We start from the raw sequence: 20,177 nt of genomic DNA, 5'->3' as shown, positions 1-20,177 counted from the left end.
AACCGCTCTACTTCGCTGTAAGCCAGCCATGCCGACGTATGTCCACCCTGTCGTTGTGCAGGAGAACGCCTTCCTCGCGCAAGCGTGCGCGTTGTTCGCGACCGCCGGGACTGTCCGCCGGCAGGCTGATGCGACCGCCGGCGCCGAGAACCCGATGCCAGGGCAGGCGGGTATCCACCGGCAACTGGCTGAGCGTCCTGCCGACCCAGCGGGCGGCGCGGCCTAGGCCGGCCAGTTCGGCCAGTTGCCCGTAGCTGACCACCTGCCCCGGCGGCACCTGCGCCAGCACCAGGTACAGGGCCTCGCGGCGCGCCTGGGCACTTGCCGGGTCGCTGCCGGCCCATGCATGCTCATCGGTTTTCCCTTTCCTGTCCGCCTTGTGAACGCCCATGTCGCTCAGAGCCCTCTGTTCAATCGTCGTGATGCTCCTGGCCGGCCCCGCGCTGGCCGACACCGTATGGCTGGACAACGGCGACCGCCTGTCCGGCGAGATCGTGCTGATGGACGGCGGCAAGCTGGCGCTGAAGACCCGTTATGCCGGCCAGGTGCTGATCGATTGGAAGGATATCGACACCATCAGTTCCGACAAACCCCTGCTGATCAAGCAGCAGGGCGTATCCGGGCAGCGTAGCCGAACCCTGGAGGCGGCGGGCAAGGGCATGGTGCGGATCGTCGATGGCGGCAGCCATACCGTCCCGCTGGCCAGTATTCGCCAGATGGTGCCGCCGCGACCGCTGGTGGAGGACCTGGTCTGGGAGGGCAATCTCGACGTCAAGCTGGATAGCAAGCGCAACGACAGCGACAAGGACGAATGGAAGCTCAAGGGCGATACCCGGCTTCGCCACGGTGCCTGGCGCCACGTGCTGGCGGGGGAAGTGGAGCGGGAAAAGAAGGACGGGCGCAAGGTCGAGGACAACTGGGAGCTGGACTACGACCTCGATCGCTTCTTCGACGAACACTGGTTCTGGCGCGGCAGCTATTCGCAGAAGCACGATGCGATCGACAACCTGGAGCGCCAGAGCGCGCTGGGAACCGGCCCCGGCTACCAGTTCTGGGACGACGAACTCGGGCGTTTCGACCTGGTCGCCGAGATCAGTCGCTGGCAACTGGAGTGGCGCGATCAGCCGCGCGAGGATTTCACCTCCTATTCGCTGGAGTGGGACTACAAGCGGCTGCTCGCCGGCACCCGGCTGGAGCTGTACAGCAAGGGGACCGTGCTGGTTCCCGGCATCGAGCGGATCGACTACCTGCTCGACAGCGAATACGGCCTGCGCTATCGCCTGAACAGTTGGGCGCGTCTTTCGTTCCTCTATGAACTGGACCAGTTGCGCACCGAGGGGGGCACCCAGTCCGACCGGCATTACCTGATCGGGGTCGGCGTCGGCTGGTGACGCGGCTCACCTTTCGGTCGATCCGGCTGAACTTTACCGCCCGTGCCCCGGTCCTTGCTCTGCCGCCCGGCATTTGGATAATGCCGGCCTCTTCGAACCCAACTCAGTTGATTTGTGCTCATGTTGTCGAGAATCCTGCTGTGCCTCGCTGCCCTTGCAAGTTCCACCTCTGCCCTTGCCGATACGGTCTGGATGAAGAACGGTGACCGCCTTACCGGCAAGATCACCCTGTTCGACGGCGGCAAGCTGCTGCTGAAGACCGACTATGGCGGCGACATCACGCTCAAGTGGGACAAGATCTCCACCTTCGAGAGCGAGCAGAACCTGCTGGTCAAGCAGGATGCCGAGACTGGCGAGCACTCCAAGGGCATCAAGGCCGCCGGGCCGGGCCAGGTGACCCTGGTCAACGGCGAGCCGAAGACCGTGGAGCTGGCCAGCATCCAGCAGATGATGCCGCCCAAGCCGATCCTCCAGGACTGGGTATGGAACGGCAACGTCGATTTCTCGCTGGACCGCAAGCAGGCCGAGAACGATGTGTCCGACTACGACATCGATTTCAAGACCAACGCCCGCCACGGACTCTGGCGCCACAACGTGCAGGGCGAGTACAACCGCGAGAAGAAGAACGGCCAGGTCAGCACCGACAATTATTCCGGCCAGTACGCGCTGGACCGCTTCATCGACGACCACTGGTTCTGGCAGGGCCAGGTCGCCTACAAGCGCGACATGATCGAGGACCTGGCGAAGAAGCGTACCGTCGGTACCGGCCCCGGCTACCAGTTCTGGGACAACGAGCTGGGCGCGTTCTCCATCGCCACCCTGGTCAACCGCAACGACTACGAGTTCGCCGATGGCGAGAAGGAGCACTTCTATTCGTCGAGCTTCAAGTGGGACTACAACCGCTACCTGCTGGCCAAGCAGTTCGAGCTGTTCACCAACGGCGAGGTCAGCAAGCCGCTGCAATCCGGCCTGGACTACGAGCTGCAGACCGAGGCGGGGATCCGCTACAAGCTGACCAGCTGGGCTTCGCTGAGCATGAAGGCGGAATGGGACAAGTTCAGCGGCAACGACGGCAACGTCAACCAGCGCCGCTATACCTTCGGCCTCGGGGTCGGCTGGTAAGCCGGCCTGCACGAAAAAGCCCCGCGATAGCGGGGCTTTTTCCTTGCGGGGCCGGGGCCTACAGGCGCAGGCCGCCGTCCAGTTCGAGAACGCGGCCGGTGTAGTAGTCGTTCTCGAAGATGTAGGCCACCGAGTGGGCGATCTCCACCGGCTTGCCCATACGCTTGAGGGGGATGCCGGCGGTCATCTTCTCCAGCGCCTCGGGTTTCATCCCGGCGGTCATCTCGGTCTCGATGAAGCCCGGCGCTACGCCGGCCACGCGGATGCCGTAGCGCGCCAGTTCCTTCGCCCAGACCACGGTATCCGCGGCCACCCCGGCCTTGGCTGCCGAGTAGTTGGCCTGGCCCATGTTGCCGGCGCGGGAGATCGAGGAAATGTTGACGATCGCGCCTTCGTTCTTCAGCTCGATCATCTTCGCCGCCACTTCGCGGGTGCAGAGGAACACACCGGTGAGGTTGACGTCGATCACCGATTGCCATTGGGCCAGGCTCATCTTGCTCAACTGGCCGTCCTTGACCTTGATGGTCAGGCCGTCGCGGAGGATGCCGGCGTTGTTGACCAGGCCGTTGATCGCGCCGAAGTCGCTGGCGACCTGGGCCACCATGTGGGTAACCTGTTCCTCGTCCGCCACGTTGCACACGTAGGCGCGAGCGTCGCCGCCGGCGGCCTTGCAGGCAGCGACGGCTTCGTCGAGACGTTCGCGGTTGAGATCGACCAGGGCCAGCCTGGCGCCCTTGCCGGCGAGATATTCGCCCATTGCCCGACCGAGCCCCTGGCAGCCGCCGGTGATGATGATGACCTTGTCTTTCAATTGCATTGCTTGGAACCCCACGAGCAGTTTCTGGAAGCGGACCTTGCCGGCACCTGCGAACGTACTTTGATATGCCCGTCCGTTTACGACGGATTCTATGCAAGGAGTCATAAATTGAGCGTTGAAGCTGCAAAGAATGCCCGAGAATTGCTGCTCAAGGAATACCGTGCGGTCCTTTCCACCCACTCGAAGAAATGGCCGGGCTTTCCTTTCGGCTCGGTGGTTCCCTATTGCCTGGATGCCGAAGGCCGGCCGCTGATCCTGATCAGCCGGATCGCCCAGCACACCCACAACCTGCAGGCGGACCCGCGCTGCTCGATGCTGGTAGGCGAGCGCGGCGCCGAGGATATCCAGGCTGTCGGCCGCCTCACCCTGCTGGCCGAGGCGCGGCAATTGGCGGAGGAGGAGGTCGCCGCGGCGGCCGAGCGTTACTACCGCTATTTCCCCGAGTCCGCCGACTACCATCGGGTCCACGATTTCGACTTCTGGGTGCTGCAGCCGGTCCAGTGGCGTTTCATCGGCGGTTTCGGCGCGATCCACTGGCTGGCCGCCGAGCGCGTGCCGCTGGCCAATCCGTTCGCCGGAGAAGCCGAGCGCGGCATGGTCGAGCACATGAACAGCGACCACGCCGCCGCCATCGCCCACTATGTGGAACTGGCCGGACTGCCGGCGCATGCCGCGGCGCAGCTGGCGGGAATTGATACAGAAGGTTTCCACCTGCGCATCGGCCAGGGCCTGCACTGGCTGCCGTTCCCCGCCGCCTGCGGCAACCCCGGGGCCGTGCGCCAGGCGCTGGTGCAATTGGCCAGGGCCGAGCGCTGGCCTACCGTCGAGCCGGAGCAGGGTTGAATTCTTCCCCGGCTGGCGCCAACTACTGGTGGTACCGGGGGCAAACGGGCCCCGCCAAGGACTCTGAAATGCGCGCTTTCCTCTTTCTGCTGTTGCTCTTCCCGCTGGTCGAGCTGGCCGTCCTGATCAAGGTCGGCAGTGTCATCGGGGTCGGCTGGACCCTGTTCCTGATCGTCGCCAGCGCCTTCATCGGTGCCGCATTGTTGCGCGTGGCCGGCGTGGCCACCGCCTGGCGCGCCCGCGAACGACTGGCCCGTGGCGAACTGCCGGAGCAGGAAATGCTCGAAGGCCTGTTGATCGCCGTCGGCGGCGGCCTGCTGATGCTGCCGGGTTTCATCAGCGACATCTTCGGCATCCTCTGCCTGATTCCTTTCACCCGTCGCCTGATGCTCGGCGGCCTGCGCCGCCGCGTCGAACAGCAGGCGCTGCGCCGGCGCGCCTTCGCCGACGACCTGAACGCCCGCTACGGACAGGGTCCGTCGCGGCCGAACGTCATCGAGGGCGAGTACGAGCGCCGCGACGATTCGCGCAACTGAAAAAAAATTTCACTGCATGCCCTTGAAATGGCTTGTGGCGACCTTATGTAACGGTCACCGCAAGGTCCCTGCCACAAGGGCAGGCTGTCTTACGCGGCTCGCGCGTCGAGTCGCAACCCGGCAACGCCGGCTTCAACAAAACCCGCCGGACTTCGATCCGGCCGTTGGAAACCACTGTTTGGGAGAGTTACGACTATGAAGCTTCGTCCTCTGCATGATCGCGTCGTTATCCGTCGCAGCGAGGAAGAGACCAAGACCGCAGGCGGCATCGTGCTGCCGGGTTCCGCCGCCGAGAAGCCGAACCGCGGTGAAGTGGTAGCCGTAGGTACCGGTCGTGTACTGGACAACGGCGAAGTGCGCGCTCTGGCAGTGAAGGTGGGCGACAAGGTGGTCTTCGGGCCTTACTCCGGCAGCAACGCCATCAAGGTCGATGGCGAGGAACTGCTGGTGATGGGCGAGTCCGAAATCCTCGCCGTCCTGGAAGACTGATCGGTCTCACCACTCCGTTTTCACCGAATTCGATTTAGAGGAAAGAGAACATGGCTGCCAAAGAAGTTAAGTTCGGCGATTCCGCTCGCAAGAAAATGCTGGTCGGCGTGAACGTGCTGGCCGATGCCGTCAAGGCCACCCTCGGCCCGAAAGGCCGCAACGTGGTTCTGGACAAGTCCTTCGGCGCTCCGACCATCACCAAGGACGGCGTTTCCGTCGCCAAGGAAATCGAGCTGAAAGACAAGTTCGAGAACATGGGCGCGCAACTGGTGAAAGACGTTGCCTCCAAGGCCAACGACGCTGCCGGTGACGGCACCACCACCGCGACCGTCCTGGCCCAGGCCATCGTCAACGAAGGCCTGAAGGCCGTTGCCGCCGGCATGAACCCGATGGACCTGAAGCGTGGCATCGACAAGGCCACCGTGGCCATCGTCGCCCAGCTGAAAGAGCTGGCCAAGCCCTGCGCCGACACCAAGGCCATCGCCCAGGTAGGCACCATCTCCGCCAACTCCGACGAGTCCATCGGCCAGATCATTGCCGAAGCCATGGAAAAAGTCGGTAAAGAAGGCGTGATCACCGTCGAGGAAGGCTCGGGCCTGGAAAACGAACTGTCCGTCGTCGAAGGCATGCAGTTCGATCGCGGCTACCTGTCCCCCTACTTCGTGAACAAGCCGGACACCATGGCCGCCGAGCTGGATAGCCCGCTGCTGCTGCTGGTCGACAAGAAGATCTCCAACATCCGCGAAATGCTGCCGGTGCTGGAAGCCGTCGCCAAGGCCGGCCGTCCGCTGCTGATCGTCGCCGAGGACGTCGAGGGCGAAGCCCTGGCCACCCTGGTGGTGAACAACATGCGTGGCATCGTCAAGGTCGCGGCTGTCAAGGCTCCGGGCTTCGGCGACCGCCGCAAGGCCATGCTGCAGGACATCGCCATCCTCACCGGCGGTACCGTGATCAGCGAAGAAGTCGGCCTGAGCCTGGAAGGCGCTACCCTGGAGCACCTGGGCAACGCCAAGCGCGTCGTGATCAACAAGGAAAACACCACCATCATCGATGGCGCCGGTGTGCAGGCTGATATCGAAGCCCGCGTCCTGCAGATCCGCAAGCAGATCGAGGAAACCACTTCCGACTACGACCGCGAGAAGCTGCAAGAGCGCCTGGCCAAGCTGGCCGGCGGTGTTGCCGTGATCAAGGTAGGCGCTGCCACCGAAGTCGAGATGAAAGAGAAGAAAGCCCGCGTCGAAGACGCCCTGCACGCTACCCGTGCAGCGGTGGAAGAGGGCGTGGTTCCCGGCGGCGGCGTAGCCCTGGTTCGTGCCCTGCAAGCCATCGAAGGCCTGAAGGGTGACAACGAGGAGCAGAACGTCGGTATCGCCCTGCTGCGTCGCGCCGTCGAATCGCCGCTGCGCCAGATCGTGGCCAACGCCGGCGACGAGCCGAGCGTAGTGGTCGACAAGGTCAAGCAGGGTTCCGGCAACTACGGCTTCAACGCTGCTACCGGCGTGTACGGCGACATGATCGAGATGGGCATCCTGGACCCGGCCAAGGTCACTCGTTCCGCTCTGCAGGCTGCGGCCTCCATCGGCGGTCTGATGATCACCACCGAAGCCATGGTTGCCGAGATCGTGGAAGACAAGCCGGCCATGGGCGGCATGCCTGACATGGGCGGCATGGGCGGCATGGGCGGCATGATGTAAGCCGACCGGCCCCTGTGGTTGGAAAAGCCCCGCTTCGGCGGGGCTTTTTTATTCCTCAGTGCGGGCAGTCCTGGCGGTAGCCCGGCAGCTCCCTTGCCGCCGGTTCGCAGGCCAGGCGCAGTGCCTGCTTCAGGTCGTCGGGCAGAGTGGCGCGGCTGATCGGCCGCCAGTGCATGCGTTCGCCGAAATAGCGCGCCCAGTGGAATTCGATGAAATAGCTCTGCCGATCCTTGTCGAAGGCGTTCTCGTCCTCGGCGTAGCCGGCCAGGGCGCGGTAGGGATCGTCGCCAAGCCCGGCGAGAGCGTCCGGCAGGGCCTCGGGCGGGATCTCCGCGCCACGCGCATCGTGCAGCCAGACCCAGTGGTTTTCCTGCATCTTCTCCCAGAAGTCGCTGGCCTGGGGTAGCCGGCCGATCACCTTCACCGGCACGCCCTGTTTCGGGTCCAGGCGCCAGAGCGCGCTACTCAGGTGATGGCGATCGGTGAGGTAGAAGCGGCCGCCGGGGCCGATCACCACCGGAATCTCCTTCTTGCGCAAGTAGCGCTCGAGAGCCTTGGGCTTCTTCCCGGCGAGCTTGGCCTGGTCATCCTCGACCTGCAGCAGGCCGACATTCTGCTGGGTCGGGTGGAGGGCCGCGAGCGGCAGCTCGCACCAGCTACCGACAGAGGTTTGCGGCGAGCAATCCTCGGCCTGGGCGGTGGCGGACAGGAACAGGCAACAAAGCAGCAGGACTGGGCGCATGGGGGCTCCGGCGAAGGAAGGGGAAAGGTTCCCTAGACTGGCACGCTTCGGGCGATCCGGCGTACTCCGGCCTTTGATAGGTGCCTCGCTTTGTGCCAATCTTGCCGACAGGAGATGGCATTCCTCCTTCAACCGCCCCTGGGGCTGATGATGCCTACGCATGAACCTGGAAAGGCGCGTAGGCGCTCGCCTGCCGCCTGTCCGAATCGCTCCTACAAGGACAGGACTATGTGGAAATCCATTCTCGCTATCGCCCTCGGCGCCGCCCTGGGGGCGTTGCTGCGCTGGTTCCTCGGGCTCAAGCTGAACAGCCTGCTGCCCAGCATTCCCCCCGGCACGCTGCTGGCCAACCTGGTCGGCGGCTATGTCATCGGCGCGGCGATTGCCTATTTCGCCCAGGCGCCGGGCATCGCTCCGGAATGGCGGCTACTGATCATCACCGGGTTCTGCGGCGGCCTGACCACTTTCTCCACCTTTTCCGCCGAGGTCGTCAGCCTGCTTCAGGAGGGCCGCCTGGGCTGGGCCGCCGGGGCCATCGCGACGCACGTCAGCGGCTCGTTGCTGATGACCCTGCTGGGGTTGTTCTCGATGAACTGGATGCTGGGCAAATAGCGCAGCGGGAGGACCGACCATGCAAGGCTATCAACTGACCTTCATCACCCAGCAGGGGCGCCGCCACCAGGGCCAGCCGATCTGCGACTGGCTGCTGGAAGAGGCGCGCCGCCTGGGCGTGCGCGGTGCCACCGCGCTGGCTGCCAGCGAAGGCTTCGGCCAGAGCGGCCGGCTGCATTCGATGCACTTCTTCGAGCTGGCCGACCAGCCGCAGGAAATCCTCATGGCGGTCGATCCCGAGCAGTCAGAACGGCTGTTCGAGTCGATCCGCCAGGCCGGCGTGCGGCTGTTCTACATGAAGGTGCCCATCGAGTTCGGCGTGCTGGGAGCGGACGAATCGTCTTCCTGAACGCGGTTTTCGTCGGCGCCGCCGTTGCGCTGTCCCCGCGTCTCCGGTCGGTAGAGCATCAGGCGGTACAGGCCGAGGCAGATCAGCCAGTCGAACAGCATCGTCCACAGGTTGTGCGAGAGGAAGTGCGCACCTTGCAGCATGCGCGACAGCGATAGCAGACAGCCCATGGCGAAGGCGAAGGCCAGGGCGTAGCGCGCCAGCCTGGGCTTGCGGTCGCGCAGGGCGAAGAACAGCGCGAACAGGACGAATCCGGACGATGCGTGCCCGCCCGGCCAGCAGCGTCCGGGGTGCTCGGTCGGCGGCCGTGGGCTGAGCAGCGAACTATAGGTTTCCTCGCCGCCGAACTGCGCCAGGCTCCAGGGGCACTGCACGGCGGTGAGCGCCTTGAGCGGAGTGACTATGCTGGCTGCAAGGCTCATGGCGAGGAACACATAGGCCAGCGGCCTGCTCAGTGCGCGCCATGGCCGGTGGAACAGTCCGGCGATGGAGACCAGCAGGCCGAGGACGCTGATGGCGATCACCAGTTGCTTGACCCGGTCGTGCAGGATGTTCTCCAGGAACCAACTGTGCCGGCCGATGAAGCCGGCGCCCGGGTCGTACATCAGGTTGGCCAGGGCGAGGTCGAGGGTCACCGGCTCGAAGGCCAGCAGCAGTGCCGCCAGGCCCAGCGGCAGGGCGAGGAACAGCCAGGGGTTGAATGGACGGGAAGGGGAATGGACGGCGGCCTGGGTCATGCGATCTCCAACGCTGGCGTTGACGTTCTCTTGACTTCGACGCTGGTTAAATCCACCGCCGGGGTTCGTGCGCATCCGCAAAGCCGCTATGATCGGCGGCCATGGAAGACGCCATGCAGTCTCTGGTGGCGAGCGTAGAGCCGGTGTGAATCGCCGGTGAAGAATCCGTAAATGCGCGAGAGGCGCTCAATCGGTCTTCCTGCGAAGGAGTGGGACATGCGAATACTGGTGGTCGAAGACAACCGCGACATCCTGGCCAACCTGGCCGATTACCTGTCGCTCAAGGGCTATACCGTGGATTGCGCGCAGGACGGGCTGTCCGGCCTGCACCTGGCGGCCACCGAGCACTACGACCTGATCGTGCTCGACGTGATGCTGCCGGGAATCGACGGCTATGCCCTGTGCCGGCGCCTGCGCGAAGACGCACGGCGCGACACCCCGGTGATCATGCTCACCGCCCGCGACCAGTTGGACGATCGCCTGCAGGGGTTTCGTTCCGGAGCCGACGATTACCTGGTCAAGCCCTTCGCCCTTTCCGAACTTTCCGCACGCATCGAGGCGGTGCTGCGTCGCGCCCAGGGTGGCGGCCGCCGCGAGCTGAGCGTGGCCGATCTCAGCTATGACCTGGACACCCTGGAGGTCAAGCGCGCGGGCAAGTCGCTCAAGCTCAATCCGATCGGCCTAAAGCTGCTCGCAGTGCTGATGCAGAAGAGCCCCCATGTGGTGCGCCGGGATGCCCTGGAAGAAGCGGTCTGGGGCGACGACTGCCCGGACAGTGACAGCCTGCGCAGCCACGTCCATCAACTCCGTCAGGTGATCGACAAGCCATTCTCCGTGGCCTTGCTGCATACGGTGCATGGCGTCGGCTACCGCCTGGCGGAGGAGCCGAATGGAGTATAAGCAGAGCCTCGCCCGCCGGATCGTCATCGCCTTCATGCTGATGACGGTCGCCGTGGGGGGACTGTTCTCCGCCGGCATCGTCGGCGTGGTCCACATCATCGAGGAGCGCCTGATTTCCCGCGACCTGGGCGGCGAGCTGGAGCGCATCCTGCGCGACGACCTGGCCCAGGGACGCAACCCGGTGCTCGATCCCGGCATGCGCTTCTTCATCAGCGACGGCCAGGGCTCCTACGCCATGCCGCCGGCGCTGGACCAACTGGATGTCGGTTTCCACGAAGTGTTCGAGGGCGACTTGTCGTTCCATGCGCTGGTGCGCGACATCGATGGTCGCCGCTTCGTCCTGCTGCAGGACCAGAGCGATTTCGAAGCGCGCGAGCAGGTGCTCTACGCCTCGGTGCTGACCGGCTACGTGCTGAGCATCGCCCTGGCCGGCCTGCTTGGCTGGATGCTCGCGCGCAAGGTGATGGAGCCGGTGGTGCGCCTGGCGCGCCAGGTGCGGCATCGCGAACAGTTGCTCGGTCTGGCGCCGCCGTTGGCGCCGGACTACGCCAACGACGAGGTCGGCGAGCTGGCCGCTTCCTTCGACGAGACCCTTGGCCGCCTGCGCGACGCGCTCAAGCGCGAGCAATTGTTCACCAGCGACGTCAGTCATGAGTTGCGTACGCCGTTGATGGTCATCGCCACCTCATGCGAACTGCTGGCCGAAGAACCCAGCCTCGGCCCGCGCGCCCGTGGCCAACTGGAGCGGATGACCAAGGCCACCGAGGAGATGCGCGACCTGGTGCAAACCTTCCTGTTGCTGGCGCGTGCGCAGAAGGGCGAGGAAAGCCTGGCGCCCCACGGTAGCCTGGAGAGCATCGCCGACGACCTGGTCCAGGTCTGGCGCGAACAGGTCGAAGCGCGAGGACTGACCCTGCACTACCGCAACGAAGGCGCCTGCGCCGGCCAGTTCAACGCGCCACTGCTGCGCGCGGTGATGGGCAACCTGTTGCGCAACGCGACCCACTACACCGATGCCGGGAGCATCACGCTGACCCTCGACGAGCATGGTTTCAGCGTCGAGGACACCGGGGCGGGCGTCCCGGAAGAACAACGCGAACGCATTTTCATGCCCTTCGTTCGCGGCAGTTCCAGCTCCGGGCGCGGCGAAGGCCTTGGCCTCGGGCTCTCGCTGGTGAAGCGGATCTGCGCGGCCGAGGGCTGGAGCGTAACCCTCAGCGCGGTGGAGCCGCACGGCTGCCGGTTCGAAGTTTTACTCGATGTTGCTTGACGAAAAATTCACCACCCCTTGACCCGAGCTTGACGGCTGGATTCATACCGTTCGTCTCATGAATCCTGGAGTTCCCGTCATGAACAATCCGCCTGTCGACCTCGACTTTTCTCACAAGTATGATCGCGAGCATGCTGAGGCCTACCTGAAGAAGCATCAGGACGGCCTCGCCCGGAAACTTTCCCACCGGCGCGACGTCCAACTCGCCCGGCACGCGCTGAAGCTCGCGGGGCAGCCCAACCTGGTGCTCGACCTGCCCTGCGGCGCCGGACGCTTCTGGCCGCTGCTGGCGGAAAAGGACAACCGGGTGATCATCGGCGCCGACAATTCCGCGGACATGCTGGCGGTCGCCTGCGCCGGCCAGCCGGACGGTGTGGTGAAACGGGTACGGCCCTTGCAGACTTCCGCTTTCGCCATCGACCTGCCGGACAGCTCGGTGGACAATATCTTCTGCATGCGGCTGCTCCACCACATCGGCGAGGCGGACGATCGACGCGTCCTGCTCCGCGAGTTTCACCGGGTCACGCGGGACAGCGTGATCCTTTCCCTCTGGGTCGATGGCAATTTCAAGGCCTGGAAGCGTAGGCGCATGGAGGCACGGCGGGTAGCGAACGGGGAACAGACCGGCTACCAGAACCGCTTCGTATTACCAGCCGAAACGGTCGAGCGCGAGTTCCGCGACGCCGGCTTCGTCGTCCAGAAGCATCTCGATTTCATCCCGCTGTATCACATGTGGCGGGTCTATATCTTGCGAAAGGAATAACGATGGCTCCCGATCTGGCATCCCTGCAACGTATCTCCGGCGACTCCGCCATCGACCAGTGGTTGCAGGTACCCGGCAGCTGGGTCGAGGAGCCCAACGAGCGCCGCGGCGGGGCGAGCGGCGTGCAGCGGGTGTACACCGGCGATGGACGGCTGCTCTATCGCAAGCAGCAGACCGGCCACGTCTACCGCGACTGGCAGCGCCCTTTCGGCTATCCCACCGCCATGCGCGAGCGCGATGCGCTACGGGCCTTCGAGTCGCTCGGTATACGCGTGCCGCGCCTGATCTATTCCGGCTGCCGCAAGGTCGACGGGCAATGGCAGGCGCTGCTGGTGACCGAAGCCCTGGAGGGTTTCTCCAGCCTCGACGAGTGCTATGCGCGCGGTGACCAGGACCGCTGGGGCGAAGCGAAGCACCAAAGAATTCTGCAACAAATCGGCGCTACCATTGCCCGGATGAATCTCGCCCACTGGCAGCACGGTTGTCTCTATCCGAAGCACATCTTCGTCCGCGTCGAGGGTGAGGCCATCGAAGTAGCGCTGATCGACCTGGAGAAGAGCCGCCGCCGCCTTACGGTGAACAAGGCGTCCCAGCACGACCTGAAGCAGTTGAAGCGCCGTTCGTCGTGGACTGGCGCGCAGTGGCAAGCCTTCATCTATGGTTACCAGACGGCGTTTGGCAGCGCCATCAAAGGGTTGCAGACATGAAATTAGAAATCACTCGAGGTTTGTTGCTGGTCGGCGCTCTCGCCGTGGCTACAGCCGCGGCTGCCGCCTGGCACGAACCCGCGCCGAACGTGGTGCAGATGAGCGGCGGTCATGAGTACTGCCCGACGCCTTCGGCGCTCAAGGCCGAGCGGCCGACGCGCCAGGAGGTCCAGCCGAACAAGGACATCCTGCTGCTGATGTTCGGTCTTTCCCAGGGGGGAGCCAGCCTGTCGCGCTGAGTCTCCTTGTCGAAAAAGCCCCGCCTTGGCGGGGCTTTTTCATGGGCGATGAGATCGTCGGAGGCATGGGCCGAATAAGGACCAGGCCTCATGCGCCACCTTGCCGCGGCGCGCCAGGCTTGCCCTAGGCGACCTGGAACACGTGCTTGAGGTAGTGGATGAAGTCAGGGTCCCGGCATTGCGCCTTGCCGGGCGTATCGGAGATCTTCGCCACCGGATGGCCGTTGCAGGCGCTCATCTTCACCACGATGTTCATCGGCTCGACGCCCGGCAGGTCGCAGGTGAAATGCGTGCCTATGCCGAAGCTGACGTTGATCCGGCCCTGCAGCGCGCGATAGATCTTCAGGGCCCGTGGCAGGTCGAGGCCGTCGGAGAACACCAGGGTCTTGGTCAGCGGGTCGATGCCCAGCTTGAGGTAGTGGGCGATGGTCTTTTCCGCCCACAGCAATGGGTCGCCCGAGTCGTGGCGGAGGCCGTCGAAGAGCTTGGCGAAATAGAGGTCGAAGTCGCGCAGGAAGGCATCGGTGGTGATGCAGTCGGTCAGCGCGATGCCGAGCAGCCCACGGTATTCGCGGACCCAGCAGTCCAACGCGGCACTCTGGCTGTCGATCAGGCGCGGACCGAGCTGCTGGTGGGCCATCAGCCATTCGTGGGCCATGGTGCCGAGGGGCTTGAGGTCGAGCTTGCGTGCCAGGTGGACGTTGCTGGTGCCGACGAAGCAGCCCGGAAAGTCCTCCTTCAGACCGCTCACCACCGCCTCGTGGACCCGATAGGAGAAGCGGCGGCGGGTACCGAAGTCGGCCATCTTGAAGCCGGCCAGTTCCTCGGCGCTGGCCTCCCGGCGCAGCCAATCGAACTTTTCCTGCAGGCGTTCGCGCGCCTGCTCGACGGTGGCGGCCGGGTAGCGGGCGCGGTTGCGCACCTCGCTGATCATCGCCAGCAGCGGCACTTCGAAGAGGATCACGTGCAGCCAGGGACCTTTCAGGCGCAGGAAGAATTCGTCGTTCTCGATGCCGGTCTGCACGTAGCGCGGGTTGAAGCGGAACAACCCGAGGAAGCGGATGAAGTCCGGCGCGAGGAAGGGAATCCGTTCGAGGAAGGCCAGTTGCTCGTCGCTGATCGCCAGGCCCGCCAGGTATTCCAGTTGTTCGCGGATGGCCGGCAGGTACAGGCGCAGGTCTTCCTGGTTGCGGCAGCGGAACTCCCACTCCACCTCGGCGTTGGGATAGTTGTGCAGCACCGCCTGCATCATGGTCAGCTTGTAGAAGTCGGTATCCAGCAGGTTCTGCACGATACGTTCGGAAAAAGCGCTCTCGGCCATGCTCGTCTCACCACTGCGTTTCAGCGGGCAGTCTACTGGAGGCGGCTGCCGGCGGACATAGGATCGCGCCCGGAGGGCTGTGGGATGGGGCGACAGCGCCGGCGGACAGCGCTGTTGTCGCTGTCCGCCGTTTCCGATCAGTGTGCGTTTGCCGCTTGCGTCACGCCTGGCGGGGCATCCGGCCTGGCCACCAGGGTGTAGATGCACGGCAGGACGAACAGGGTGAAGAGGGTGCCCACCGACATGCCGGTCGCGATCACGATGCCGATGTCGAAGCGACTGACCGCCCCGGCGCCGGTGGCGAGGATCAGCGGGATCACCCCGAGCACCATAGCCGCGGTGGTCATCAGTACTGGCCGCAGGCGGATCGCGGCGGCCTGCTCGATGGCCTCGCGACGCCCCAGCCCCTGTTCGTGGCGCAACTGGTTGGCGAACTCGACGATCAGGATGCCGTGTTTGCTGATCAGGCCGATCAGTGTCACCAGGCCGACCTGGGTATAGATGTTCAGGCTCGACACGCCGAGGAACAGCGGTATCAGCGCACCGCAGATCGACAGCGGCACGGTGACCATGATCACCAGCGGATCGCGGAAGCTTTCGAACTGTGCGGCGAGGACCAGGAAGATGATCGCCAGGGCCAGTCCGAAGGTGACCAGCAATGCGCTGCCTTCCTGCACGTATTGCCGGGAAGCGCCGGCGTAGTCGACGGCGAAGCCACGCGGGGCTTCCTCGCGGGCGATCTGCTGAACCGTCTCGATGGCCTCGCCCATGCTGACGATGGGGAAGCCGGAGATGATCGCCGAGTTGAGCTGCTGGAACTGGTTCAGTTGCCGTGGCCGTGCCCGTTCGTGGGTCTCGATCAGGGTCGAGAGGGCGACCAGTTGGCCGTTGTGGCTCTTCACGTAGTAGCTGCCGAGCCAGCCGGGATTGTCGCGATAGGGGCGTTCGACCTGGGCGATGACCTTGTAGCTGCGCCCGTCGATGGTGAAGCGGTTGATCTCGCCCTCGCCGAGCAGGCTGGCCAGCGCCACCCCCAGGTCCTGCATGGAGACGCCCATCTGCGCGGCCTTCTCGCGGTCGATGTCGACCACCAGCTCGGGTTTGTCGAACGCCAGGTCGAGATCGAGGAAGGCGAACTTGCCGGACTCGCTGGCGCGCTGCTTCACCCGTTGCGCCACTTGCAGCAGCGACTCGTAGTCGTTGGCGGTGTTGAGCACGAACTGGAATGGCAGGCCCTCGCCGGTGCCCGGTAGCGACGGCAGGTTGAAGGCGAAGATCTGCACGCCGGGAATCTCGTTGAGCTTCGCCTGCACCGCATGGAGCAATTCCATCTGGCTCTTTTCGCGTTCGTCCCAGGGCTTGAGCAGCATGCCGCCGATGCCGGCCTGGACGCCGTTGTAGCCGTTGATCTGGAACGCCGAGTAATACTCCGGGAAGCTGCGGAAGATGCCTTCGAACTCGGCGGTGTAGCGATTCAGGTAGTCGAGGTTGGCGGTTTGCGGCGAGTTGGTCATGAGGAACACGATGCCCTGGTCCTCTTCCGGCGCCAGCTCCTTCTTGGTGAACATCAGCAGTACCGGGATCAGCGCCAGTACCAGCACGGCGAACACCAGGACCACCGGACGGGTGTCCAGGGTGCCGTGGAGGGCGCGCTGGTAGCGTCGCTTCAGGCCCTCGAAGATCAGGTCGAGGCGATGCGCCAGGCCCGAGGGATTCTCCTCGTGGCGCAACAGGCGCGAGCACATCATCGGCGACAGGGTCAGGGCGACGATCCCGGAAATGATCACCGCGCCGGCCAGGGTGAAGGCGAACTCCTTGAACAGGGCGCCGGTGAGGCCGGTGAGGAAGCCGATCGGCGCGTAGACCGCGGCGAGGGTGATGGTCATGCTGACCACCGGTACAGCGATCTCCCGCGCGCCCTCCAGGGCAGCCTCGAAGGGCGGCTTGCCCTCCTCGATGTGGCGGTGGATGTTTTCCACCACCACGATCGCGTCGTCCACCACCAGGCCGATGGCCAGGACCATCGCCAGCAGGGTCAGCAGGTTGATCGAGTAGCCCATGGCCTGCATGAAGAACAATACGCCGATCATCGACAGCGGAATGGTCACCACCGGGATCAGTACCGAACGGAACGCGCCGAGGAACAGGAACACCACCACGATGACGATCAGCACCGCCTCGCCGAGGGTCTTCACCACTTCATCGATGGAGGCCTGAATGAAGCGCGTGGCGTCGTAGGCGATGGACACCTTGAGGTTGGGCGGCAATTGCTCTTCCAGTTCGGGCATCTTCGCCCGCACTTCCTTGATCACGTCCAGCGGGTTGGCGCTGGGCGTGCCCTTGATGCCGATGTAGACCGAGGGAATCCCATTGAACGAACTGATCGCGTCGTAGCTGGCGGCGCCCAGTTCGACCCGTGCGACATCACCCATCAGCACCCGGCGGTCGCCGTCGGTCTTCACCGGGATGGCGGCGAAGGCCTGGGGCGACTTGAGGTCGGTGGAAGCATTGACGCTGGTGACCACCAACTGGCCCTTCACCTCGCCGGCGGCGGCGAGGAAGTTGTACTGCTGCACCGCCTGGTTGATCTCGCCGGCGGTGACGCCGAACGCGGCCATCTTCACCGGGTCCAGCCACAGGCGCATGGCGAACACCTGGTTGCCGAGGATCTCCGCCTCGGCGATACCGGGCAGGGTCGCCAGCTTGGGCTGGATCACCCGCGACAGGTAGTCGGTGATCTGCGGGTTGTTCATCTGCTCGCTGTAGAAGCTGATGTACATCAGCGCCGAGGCGTCCGCGGCCTCCTTCTGCAGCACCGGGTCCTCGGCGTCCGGCGGCAGCTGGCTCTTCACTTCGTTGGACTTGGCCAGCAGCTCGGTGACCAGGCGATCGGTATTGGCGCCGATCCGCGCGTAGATGGAGATGGTCGAATAGTTCTGCCGGCTCACCGAGGTCATGTAGTCGATGCCTTCGGCGCTGGCCAGGCTCTGCTGCAGCGGCTGGGTGATGTAGCCCTGGATGGTTTCCGCGTTGGCGCCGGCGTAGAGCGTGGTCACCGTGATCAGCGCGTTCTCCATTTGCGGATACTCGCGGATCACCAGCTTGCTGAAGGCCTGCATGCCGAGCAGGACGATCAGCAGGCTGACCACGCTCGCCAGGACCGGACGACGGATGAACGGATCGGTAAAAGCCATGTTTCAGTCCCTTGGCAAGCCTTCCGCCACGGAGCGGGAAGGCGCGCGACTCAGTGCTCTTGCTGGAGGTCCCGCTCGGCGACGATGGCCACCGCGGCGCCGTTGTCGAGCTTCAGTTGCCCGGAAGTCACTACCTGCTCGCCGCCCTCCAGGCCTTCGAGCACCACCGCCAGGCCTTCGCGGCGTTCGCCGATCCTGACGAAGCGGCGCTCGACGACCTGTTGCGGCTGGCCCTTGTCATCCTTCGACACCTGGCCCTGCTCGTCCTTCTTCTGCCCGACGACGTAGATCGAGTCGCCGTAGAGGGTGAAGGTGATCGCCGTCTCCGGCACCACGACGCGTTGTTCCTCGCCAGGCAACATCACCTCGAGGTTGGCGAACATGCCCGGCAGCAGCTTGCCGTCCGGGTTCTCCAGGGCAGCGCGGACCTGCAGGTTGCGGGTCTCGTTGTCGACCTTGGGGTTGATGGCGGCGATCTCGGCGTCGAACACCTGACCGGGGTAGGCGGCGACCCGGACCTTCACCAGCTGGCCGCGGCTGAGCAGGGGGAAGTCCTGCTCGGGCAGGTGGAAATCCAGGAGCAGGGTGGAAAGGTCCTGCAAGGTGGCGATCGGCGTCCCGGGCGAGACGTAGTCGCCGACGTCCACCTGGCGGATGCCGATGGTCCCGGCGAAGGGCGCGAGCACGCGCTTCTTCGCCAGCGCCGCCTTCAGCTCGGCGACGGTGGCGCTGGTCTTGGCCCACTGCGCGGCGAGACGGTCGAATTCGCTTTTCGAGATGGCCTTGCTGCCGATCAGTTCGCGGCCGCGCTGGTACTCGGCCCTGGCCAGGCCGAGATCGGCCTCGGCAGTGCGTAGGGTGGCTTCCTCGACGTCGCTTTCCAGCTGGATCAGCGGTTGGTCCAGCTTCACCTGGTCGCCGGAAAGGAACAGTACGTCGCGTACCGTGCCGGAGACTTCGGCGGTGAGGGTCACGCCCTGGAATGCCTTGAGGCTGCCGATGGCTGGCAGGCGGCTCTGCCAGGGACGCTTTTCGGCCAGGCTGGCGGTCACGCTGATCGGCGGTTTCGGTGCGCTGAAAAGGGCGATCTGCTGACGGATGGAGTAGACCTTGTAGCCGGCGAGAATCGCCACCACGGCGATCACCGCGGCGAGCATGATCAACATGCGGCGGAGCAACATAATCCTGGTCCCTGGTATGCCGAGAGCGCCCCGTTTCGGGGCGAATCCGACACATTACGTGCAGCTTTCAAGGCTTGTCAAAGCACAGGATTGGCGAAAGATTTCAAGCGTGTTGCAGGTCGCTTCCGACTTTCGCGGACCGGTATGGCGAGAGGTTGATGCCGCGCTCTCAGGCCAGGTGCAAGTGGTTGTCCCAGAGGCCGGAAGGCAGCTCCAGCGGTTGCGCGGCGATGCGCTCGCCCTGGCAGTCGTAGAAGCGGCAACGGCCCTGTCCGGACGTGACGACGAAGCCGTTCTTCACCGCGCCCACGCCGGCGCAGTCCGGCAACGGCGCGTCGAGGCGTACGGCACCGCTGTCCAGGTCCCAGATGAAGAAACGGTTGCCGCGCGGGGCGGTCAGGGCCACCAGGCGCAGGTCGTCGTGGATCGCCACGCTGGCGGTGTACTGGGCCATCGCCAGGCGCTGCTCCTCGGCCACCGGGAAGGCTTCGAAGGGACGGCCGGGGCGCTTGATCGCCAGCAGGTCGGCATGTTCGTGGGCATCGCCCATGAACTGCTGGCCGGCGACGATGGTGCCGTCGCGACCGATCGCCAGGTGGCGGACGCTGTTCATCTGCTGCGCCAGGGTTTCCTTGGACAGCAGGTTGCCGTCGCGGCGCATCAGCACCAGGCTGGGCTCCATGGCGTCGAGGTTCATCTCGACCCGGCTTTCCGCCTCGGTGCGAATGCCGCCATTGGCCACTACCAGGGTCTCGCCGTCGGGCATCCAGGAAACCTGGTGCGGCCCGAGGCCGTGGGTGGATATCTCGCCGCTGTGCTGCAGTCGCTCGCCGTCGAAACGGTAGACGCCGAGCACGCCGCGACCGGGATCGGTAGTGTCGTTCTCGGTGGCGTAGAGCCACTCGCCGCTCTGGTGGAACACGCCGTGGCCGTAGAAGTGGCGGTCTTTCTGCGAGACCAGGGTCTGCAGCAGGCAACCGTCGTTCAGGTCGATCAGGTAGCTTTCGGTGCCTGGCCGGCGGGCGACGAACAGCGCCAGCGGCAGGCTCGGGTGCTGGACGATGTCGTGGCAGCGCTGGGCCACGCGGGTGGCGAACTGGCACTTGCCGTCCAGGCGGTAGCCCACCGCGTAATGCTGGCCATCGGCGTCGTCGCGCGCCGACAGCACCAGCGGTTGGCTACCCAGGCGGCTGAAGCTCCAGCCGCCGAAGGACAAGGCGCCGAGCAGCAGGCTGCCCAGGCCGATCACATGACGTCGCAGCATGGTGCC

Annotated in this window: 21 protein-coding genes and 1 riboswitch; of the genes, 13 read left to right on the top strand and 8 right to left on the bottom strand. The window is 64.9% G+C overall.

Annotated features, from left to right (window positions below; genetic code table 11):
- Positions 1–7 precede the first annotated feature (7 nt).
- Positions 8–391: an MGMT family protein gene (locus ACI766_RS23765; RefSeq protein ID WP_003112757.1), complete on the bottom strand. Its 384-nt coding sequence runs from the start codon at positions 389–391 to the stop codon at positions 8–10.
- Here ACI766_RS23765 and ACI766_RS23760 point away from each other — a divergent pair.
- Positions 390–1,391 carry a DUF481 domain-containing protein gene (locus ACI766_RS23760; protein ID WP_003120893.1) on the top strand — a complete coding sequence of 334 codons (1,002 nt, stop codon included), beginning with the start codon at positions 390–392 and terminating at the stop codon, positions 1,389–1,391. The two genes, ACI766_RS23765 and ACI766_RS23760, sit on opposite strands and share 2 nt — an antisense overlap.
- Positions 1,392–1,505: 114 nt before the next feature.
- A complete protein-coding gene (locus ACI766_RS23755; RefSeq protein WP_003120892.1) occupies positions 1,506–2,513 on the top strand; it encodes a DUF481 domain-containing protein in 1,008 nt (335 codons plus the stop codon).
- Between the two features lie 58 nt (positions 2,514–2,571).
- Here ACI766_RS23755 and ACI766_RS23750 read toward each other — a convergent pair whose 3' ends face one another.
- A complete protein-coding gene (locus ACI766_RS23750) occupies positions 2,572–3,330 on the bottom strand; it encodes an SDR family oxidoreductase (protein ID WP_003094072.1) in 759 nt (252 codons plus the stop codon).
- A gap of 108 nt (positions 3,331–3,438) precedes the next feature.
- On the opposite strand from ACI766_RS23750, the gene ACI766_RS23745 reads away from it, so the two are divergent.
- The 4 genes from ACI766_RS23745 (at position 3,439) to groL (ending at position 6,892) form a co-directional block, all read left to right on the top strand.
- The gene (locus ACI766_RS23745; protein WP_003112758.1) at positions 3,439–4,173 is read left to right on the top strand and encodes a HugZ family protein; all 735 of its coding nucleotides are present in this window, start codon (positions 3,439–3,441) and stop codon (positions 4,171–4,173) included.
- A 68-nt stretch (positions 4,174–4,241) separates the two neighbouring features.
- Positions 4,242–4,709, top strand: coding sequence for an FxsA family protein (locus ACI766_RS23740; RefSeq protein WP_003094066.1), 468 nt, complete (start codon positions 4,242–4,244; stop codon positions 4,707–4,709).
- Positions 4,710–4,904: 195 nt separating this feature from the next.
- A complete protein-coding gene (locus ACI766_RS23735) occupies positions 4,905–5,198 on the top strand; it encodes a co-chaperone GroES (protein ID WP_003094064.1) in 294 nt (97 codons plus the stop codon).
- A gap of 50 nt (positions 5,199–5,248) precedes the next feature.
- The gene (groL, locus tag ACI766_RS23730) at positions 5,249–6,892 is read left to right on the top strand and encodes a chaperonin GroEL (protein WP_003094059.1); all 1,644 of its coding nucleotides are present in this window, start codon (positions 5,249–5,251) and stop codon (positions 6,890–6,892) included.
- 55 nt (positions 6,893–6,947) lie between these two features.
- Here the strand turns inward: groL and ACI766_RS23725 are convergent, their stop codons facing one another.
- Complete coding sequence (locus tag ACI766_RS23725) at positions 6,948–7,634, bottom strand: ParB-like protein (RefSeq protein ID WP_003102671.1); 687 nt, start codon at positions 7,632–7,634, stop codon at positions 6,948–6,950.
- A 101-nt stretch (positions 7,635–7,735) separates the two neighbouring features.
- A riboswitch (Fluoride riboswitch) is annotated at positions 7,736–7,798 on the top strand.
- 64 nt (positions 7,799–7,862) lie between these two features.
- Here ACI766_RS23725 and crcB point away from each other — a divergent pair.
- The gene (crcB, locus tag ACI766_RS23720; protein WP_003094051.1) at positions 7,863–8,246 is read left to right on the top strand and encodes a fluoride efflux transporter CrcB; all 384 of its coding nucleotides are present in this window, start codon (positions 7,863–7,865) and stop codon (positions 8,244–8,246) included.
- 19 nt (positions 8,247–8,265) lie between these two features.
- On the top strand, positions 8,266–8,595 hold the full coding sequence (locus ACI766_RS23715) for a DUF190 domain-containing protein (protein WP_003112759.1): 330 nt from the start codon (positions 8,266–8,268) through the stop codon (positions 8,593–8,595).
- Here the strand turns inward: ACI766_RS23715 and ACI766_RS23710 are convergent.
- Positions 8,538–9,332: a phosphatase PAP2 family protein gene (locus tag ACI766_RS23710; RefSeq protein WP_003112760.1), complete on the bottom strand. Its 795-nt coding sequence runs from the start codon at positions 9,330–9,332 to the stop codon at positions 8,538–8,540. The genes ACI766_RS23715 and ACI766_RS23710 overlap by 58 nt on opposite strands.
- Positions 9,333–9,548: 216 nt before the next feature.
- Here ACI766_RS23710 and ACI766_RS23705 point away from each other — a divergent pair, with 216 nt between their 5' ends.
- The 5 genes from ACI766_RS23705 to ACI766_RS23685 all read left to right on the top strand — a co-directional run bounded on the left by ACI766_RS23705 (position 9,549) and on the right by ACI766_RS23685 (position 13,211).
- A complete protein-coding gene (locus ACI766_RS23705; protein ID WP_003094039.1) occupies positions 9,549–10,232 on the top strand; it encodes a response regulator transcription factor in 684 nt (227 codons plus the stop codon).
- The gene (locus ACI766_RS23700) at positions 10,222–11,502 is read left to right on the top strand and encodes a sensor histidine kinase (protein WP_003094037.1); all 1,281 of its coding nucleotides are present in this window, start codon (positions 10,222–10,224) and stop codon (positions 11,500–11,502) included. Before ACI766_RS23705 ends, ACI766_RS23700 begins: the two co-directional genes overlap by 11 nt.
- A gap of 79 nt (positions 11,503–11,581) precedes the next feature.
- Positions 11,582–12,265, top strand: a complete 684-nt coding sequence (locus tag ACI766_RS23695; RefSeq protein ID WP_003094031.1) for a class I SAM-dependent methyltransferase — start codon at positions 11,582–11,584, stop codon at positions 12,263–12,265.
- 2 nt (positions 12,266–12,267) lie between these two features.
- Positions 12,268–12,972, top strand: coding sequence for a lipopolysaccharide kinase InaA family protein (locus ACI766_RS23690; RefSeq protein WP_003120889.1), 705 nt, complete (start codon positions 12,268–12,270; stop codon positions 12,970–12,972).
- The gene (locus ACI766_RS23685; protein WP_003102660.1) at positions 12,969–13,211 is read left to right on the top strand and encodes a hypothetical protein; all 243 of its coding nucleotides are present in this window, start codon (positions 12,969–12,971) and stop codon (positions 13,209–13,211) included. The genes ACI766_RS23690 and ACI766_RS23685 overlap by 4 nt, the downstream gene beginning before the upstream one ends.
- Before the next feature lie 124 nt (positions 13,212–13,335).
- Here ACI766_RS23685 and pncB read toward each other — a convergent pair whose 3' ends face one another.
- The 4 genes from pncB to ACI766_RS23665 form a co-directional block, all read right to left on the bottom strand.
- Complete coding sequence (gene pncB / locus ACI766_RS23680; protein ID WP_003102657.1) at positions 13,336–14,532, bottom strand: nicotinate phosphoribosyltransferase; 1,197 nt, start codon at positions 14,530–14,532, stop codon at positions 13,336–13,338.
- A 137-nt stretch (positions 14,533–14,669) separates the two neighbouring features.
- Positions 14,670–17,726 carry a multidrug efflux RND transporter permease subunit MexW gene (gene mexW / locus ACI766_RS23675; protein WP_004348039.1) on the bottom strand — a complete coding sequence of 1,019 codons (3,057 nt, stop codon included), beginning with the start codon at positions 17,724–17,726 and terminating at the stop codon, positions 14,670–14,672.
- 50 nt (positions 17,727–17,776) lie between these two features.
- Positions 17,777–18,907, bottom strand: a complete 1,131-nt coding sequence (mexV, locus tag ACI766_RS23670; RefSeq protein WP_003116198.1) for a multidrug efflux RND transporter periplasmic adaptor subunit MexV — start codon at positions 18,905–18,907, stop codon at positions 17,777–17,779.
- 169 nt (positions 18,908–19,076) lie between these two features.
- Positions 19,077–20,171 carry a DUF1513 domain-containing protein gene (locus tag ACI766_RS23665; protein ID WP_003120887.1) on the bottom strand — a complete coding sequence of 365 codons (1,095 nt, stop codon included), beginning with the start codon at positions 20,169–20,171 and terminating at the stop codon, positions 19,077–19,079.
- Between the last annotated feature and the right edge of the window lie 6 nt (positions 20,172–20,177).

The organism is Pseudomonas sp. DL, from assembly GCF_047199225.1.
In the GTDB taxonomy this organism is placed as follows: domain Bacteria; phylum Pseudomonadota; class Gammaproteobacteria; order Pseudomonadales; family Pseudomonadaceae; genus Pseudomonas; species Pseudomonas aeruginosa.
This window is presented reverse-complemented; position numbering and strand designations above follow the sequence as displayed.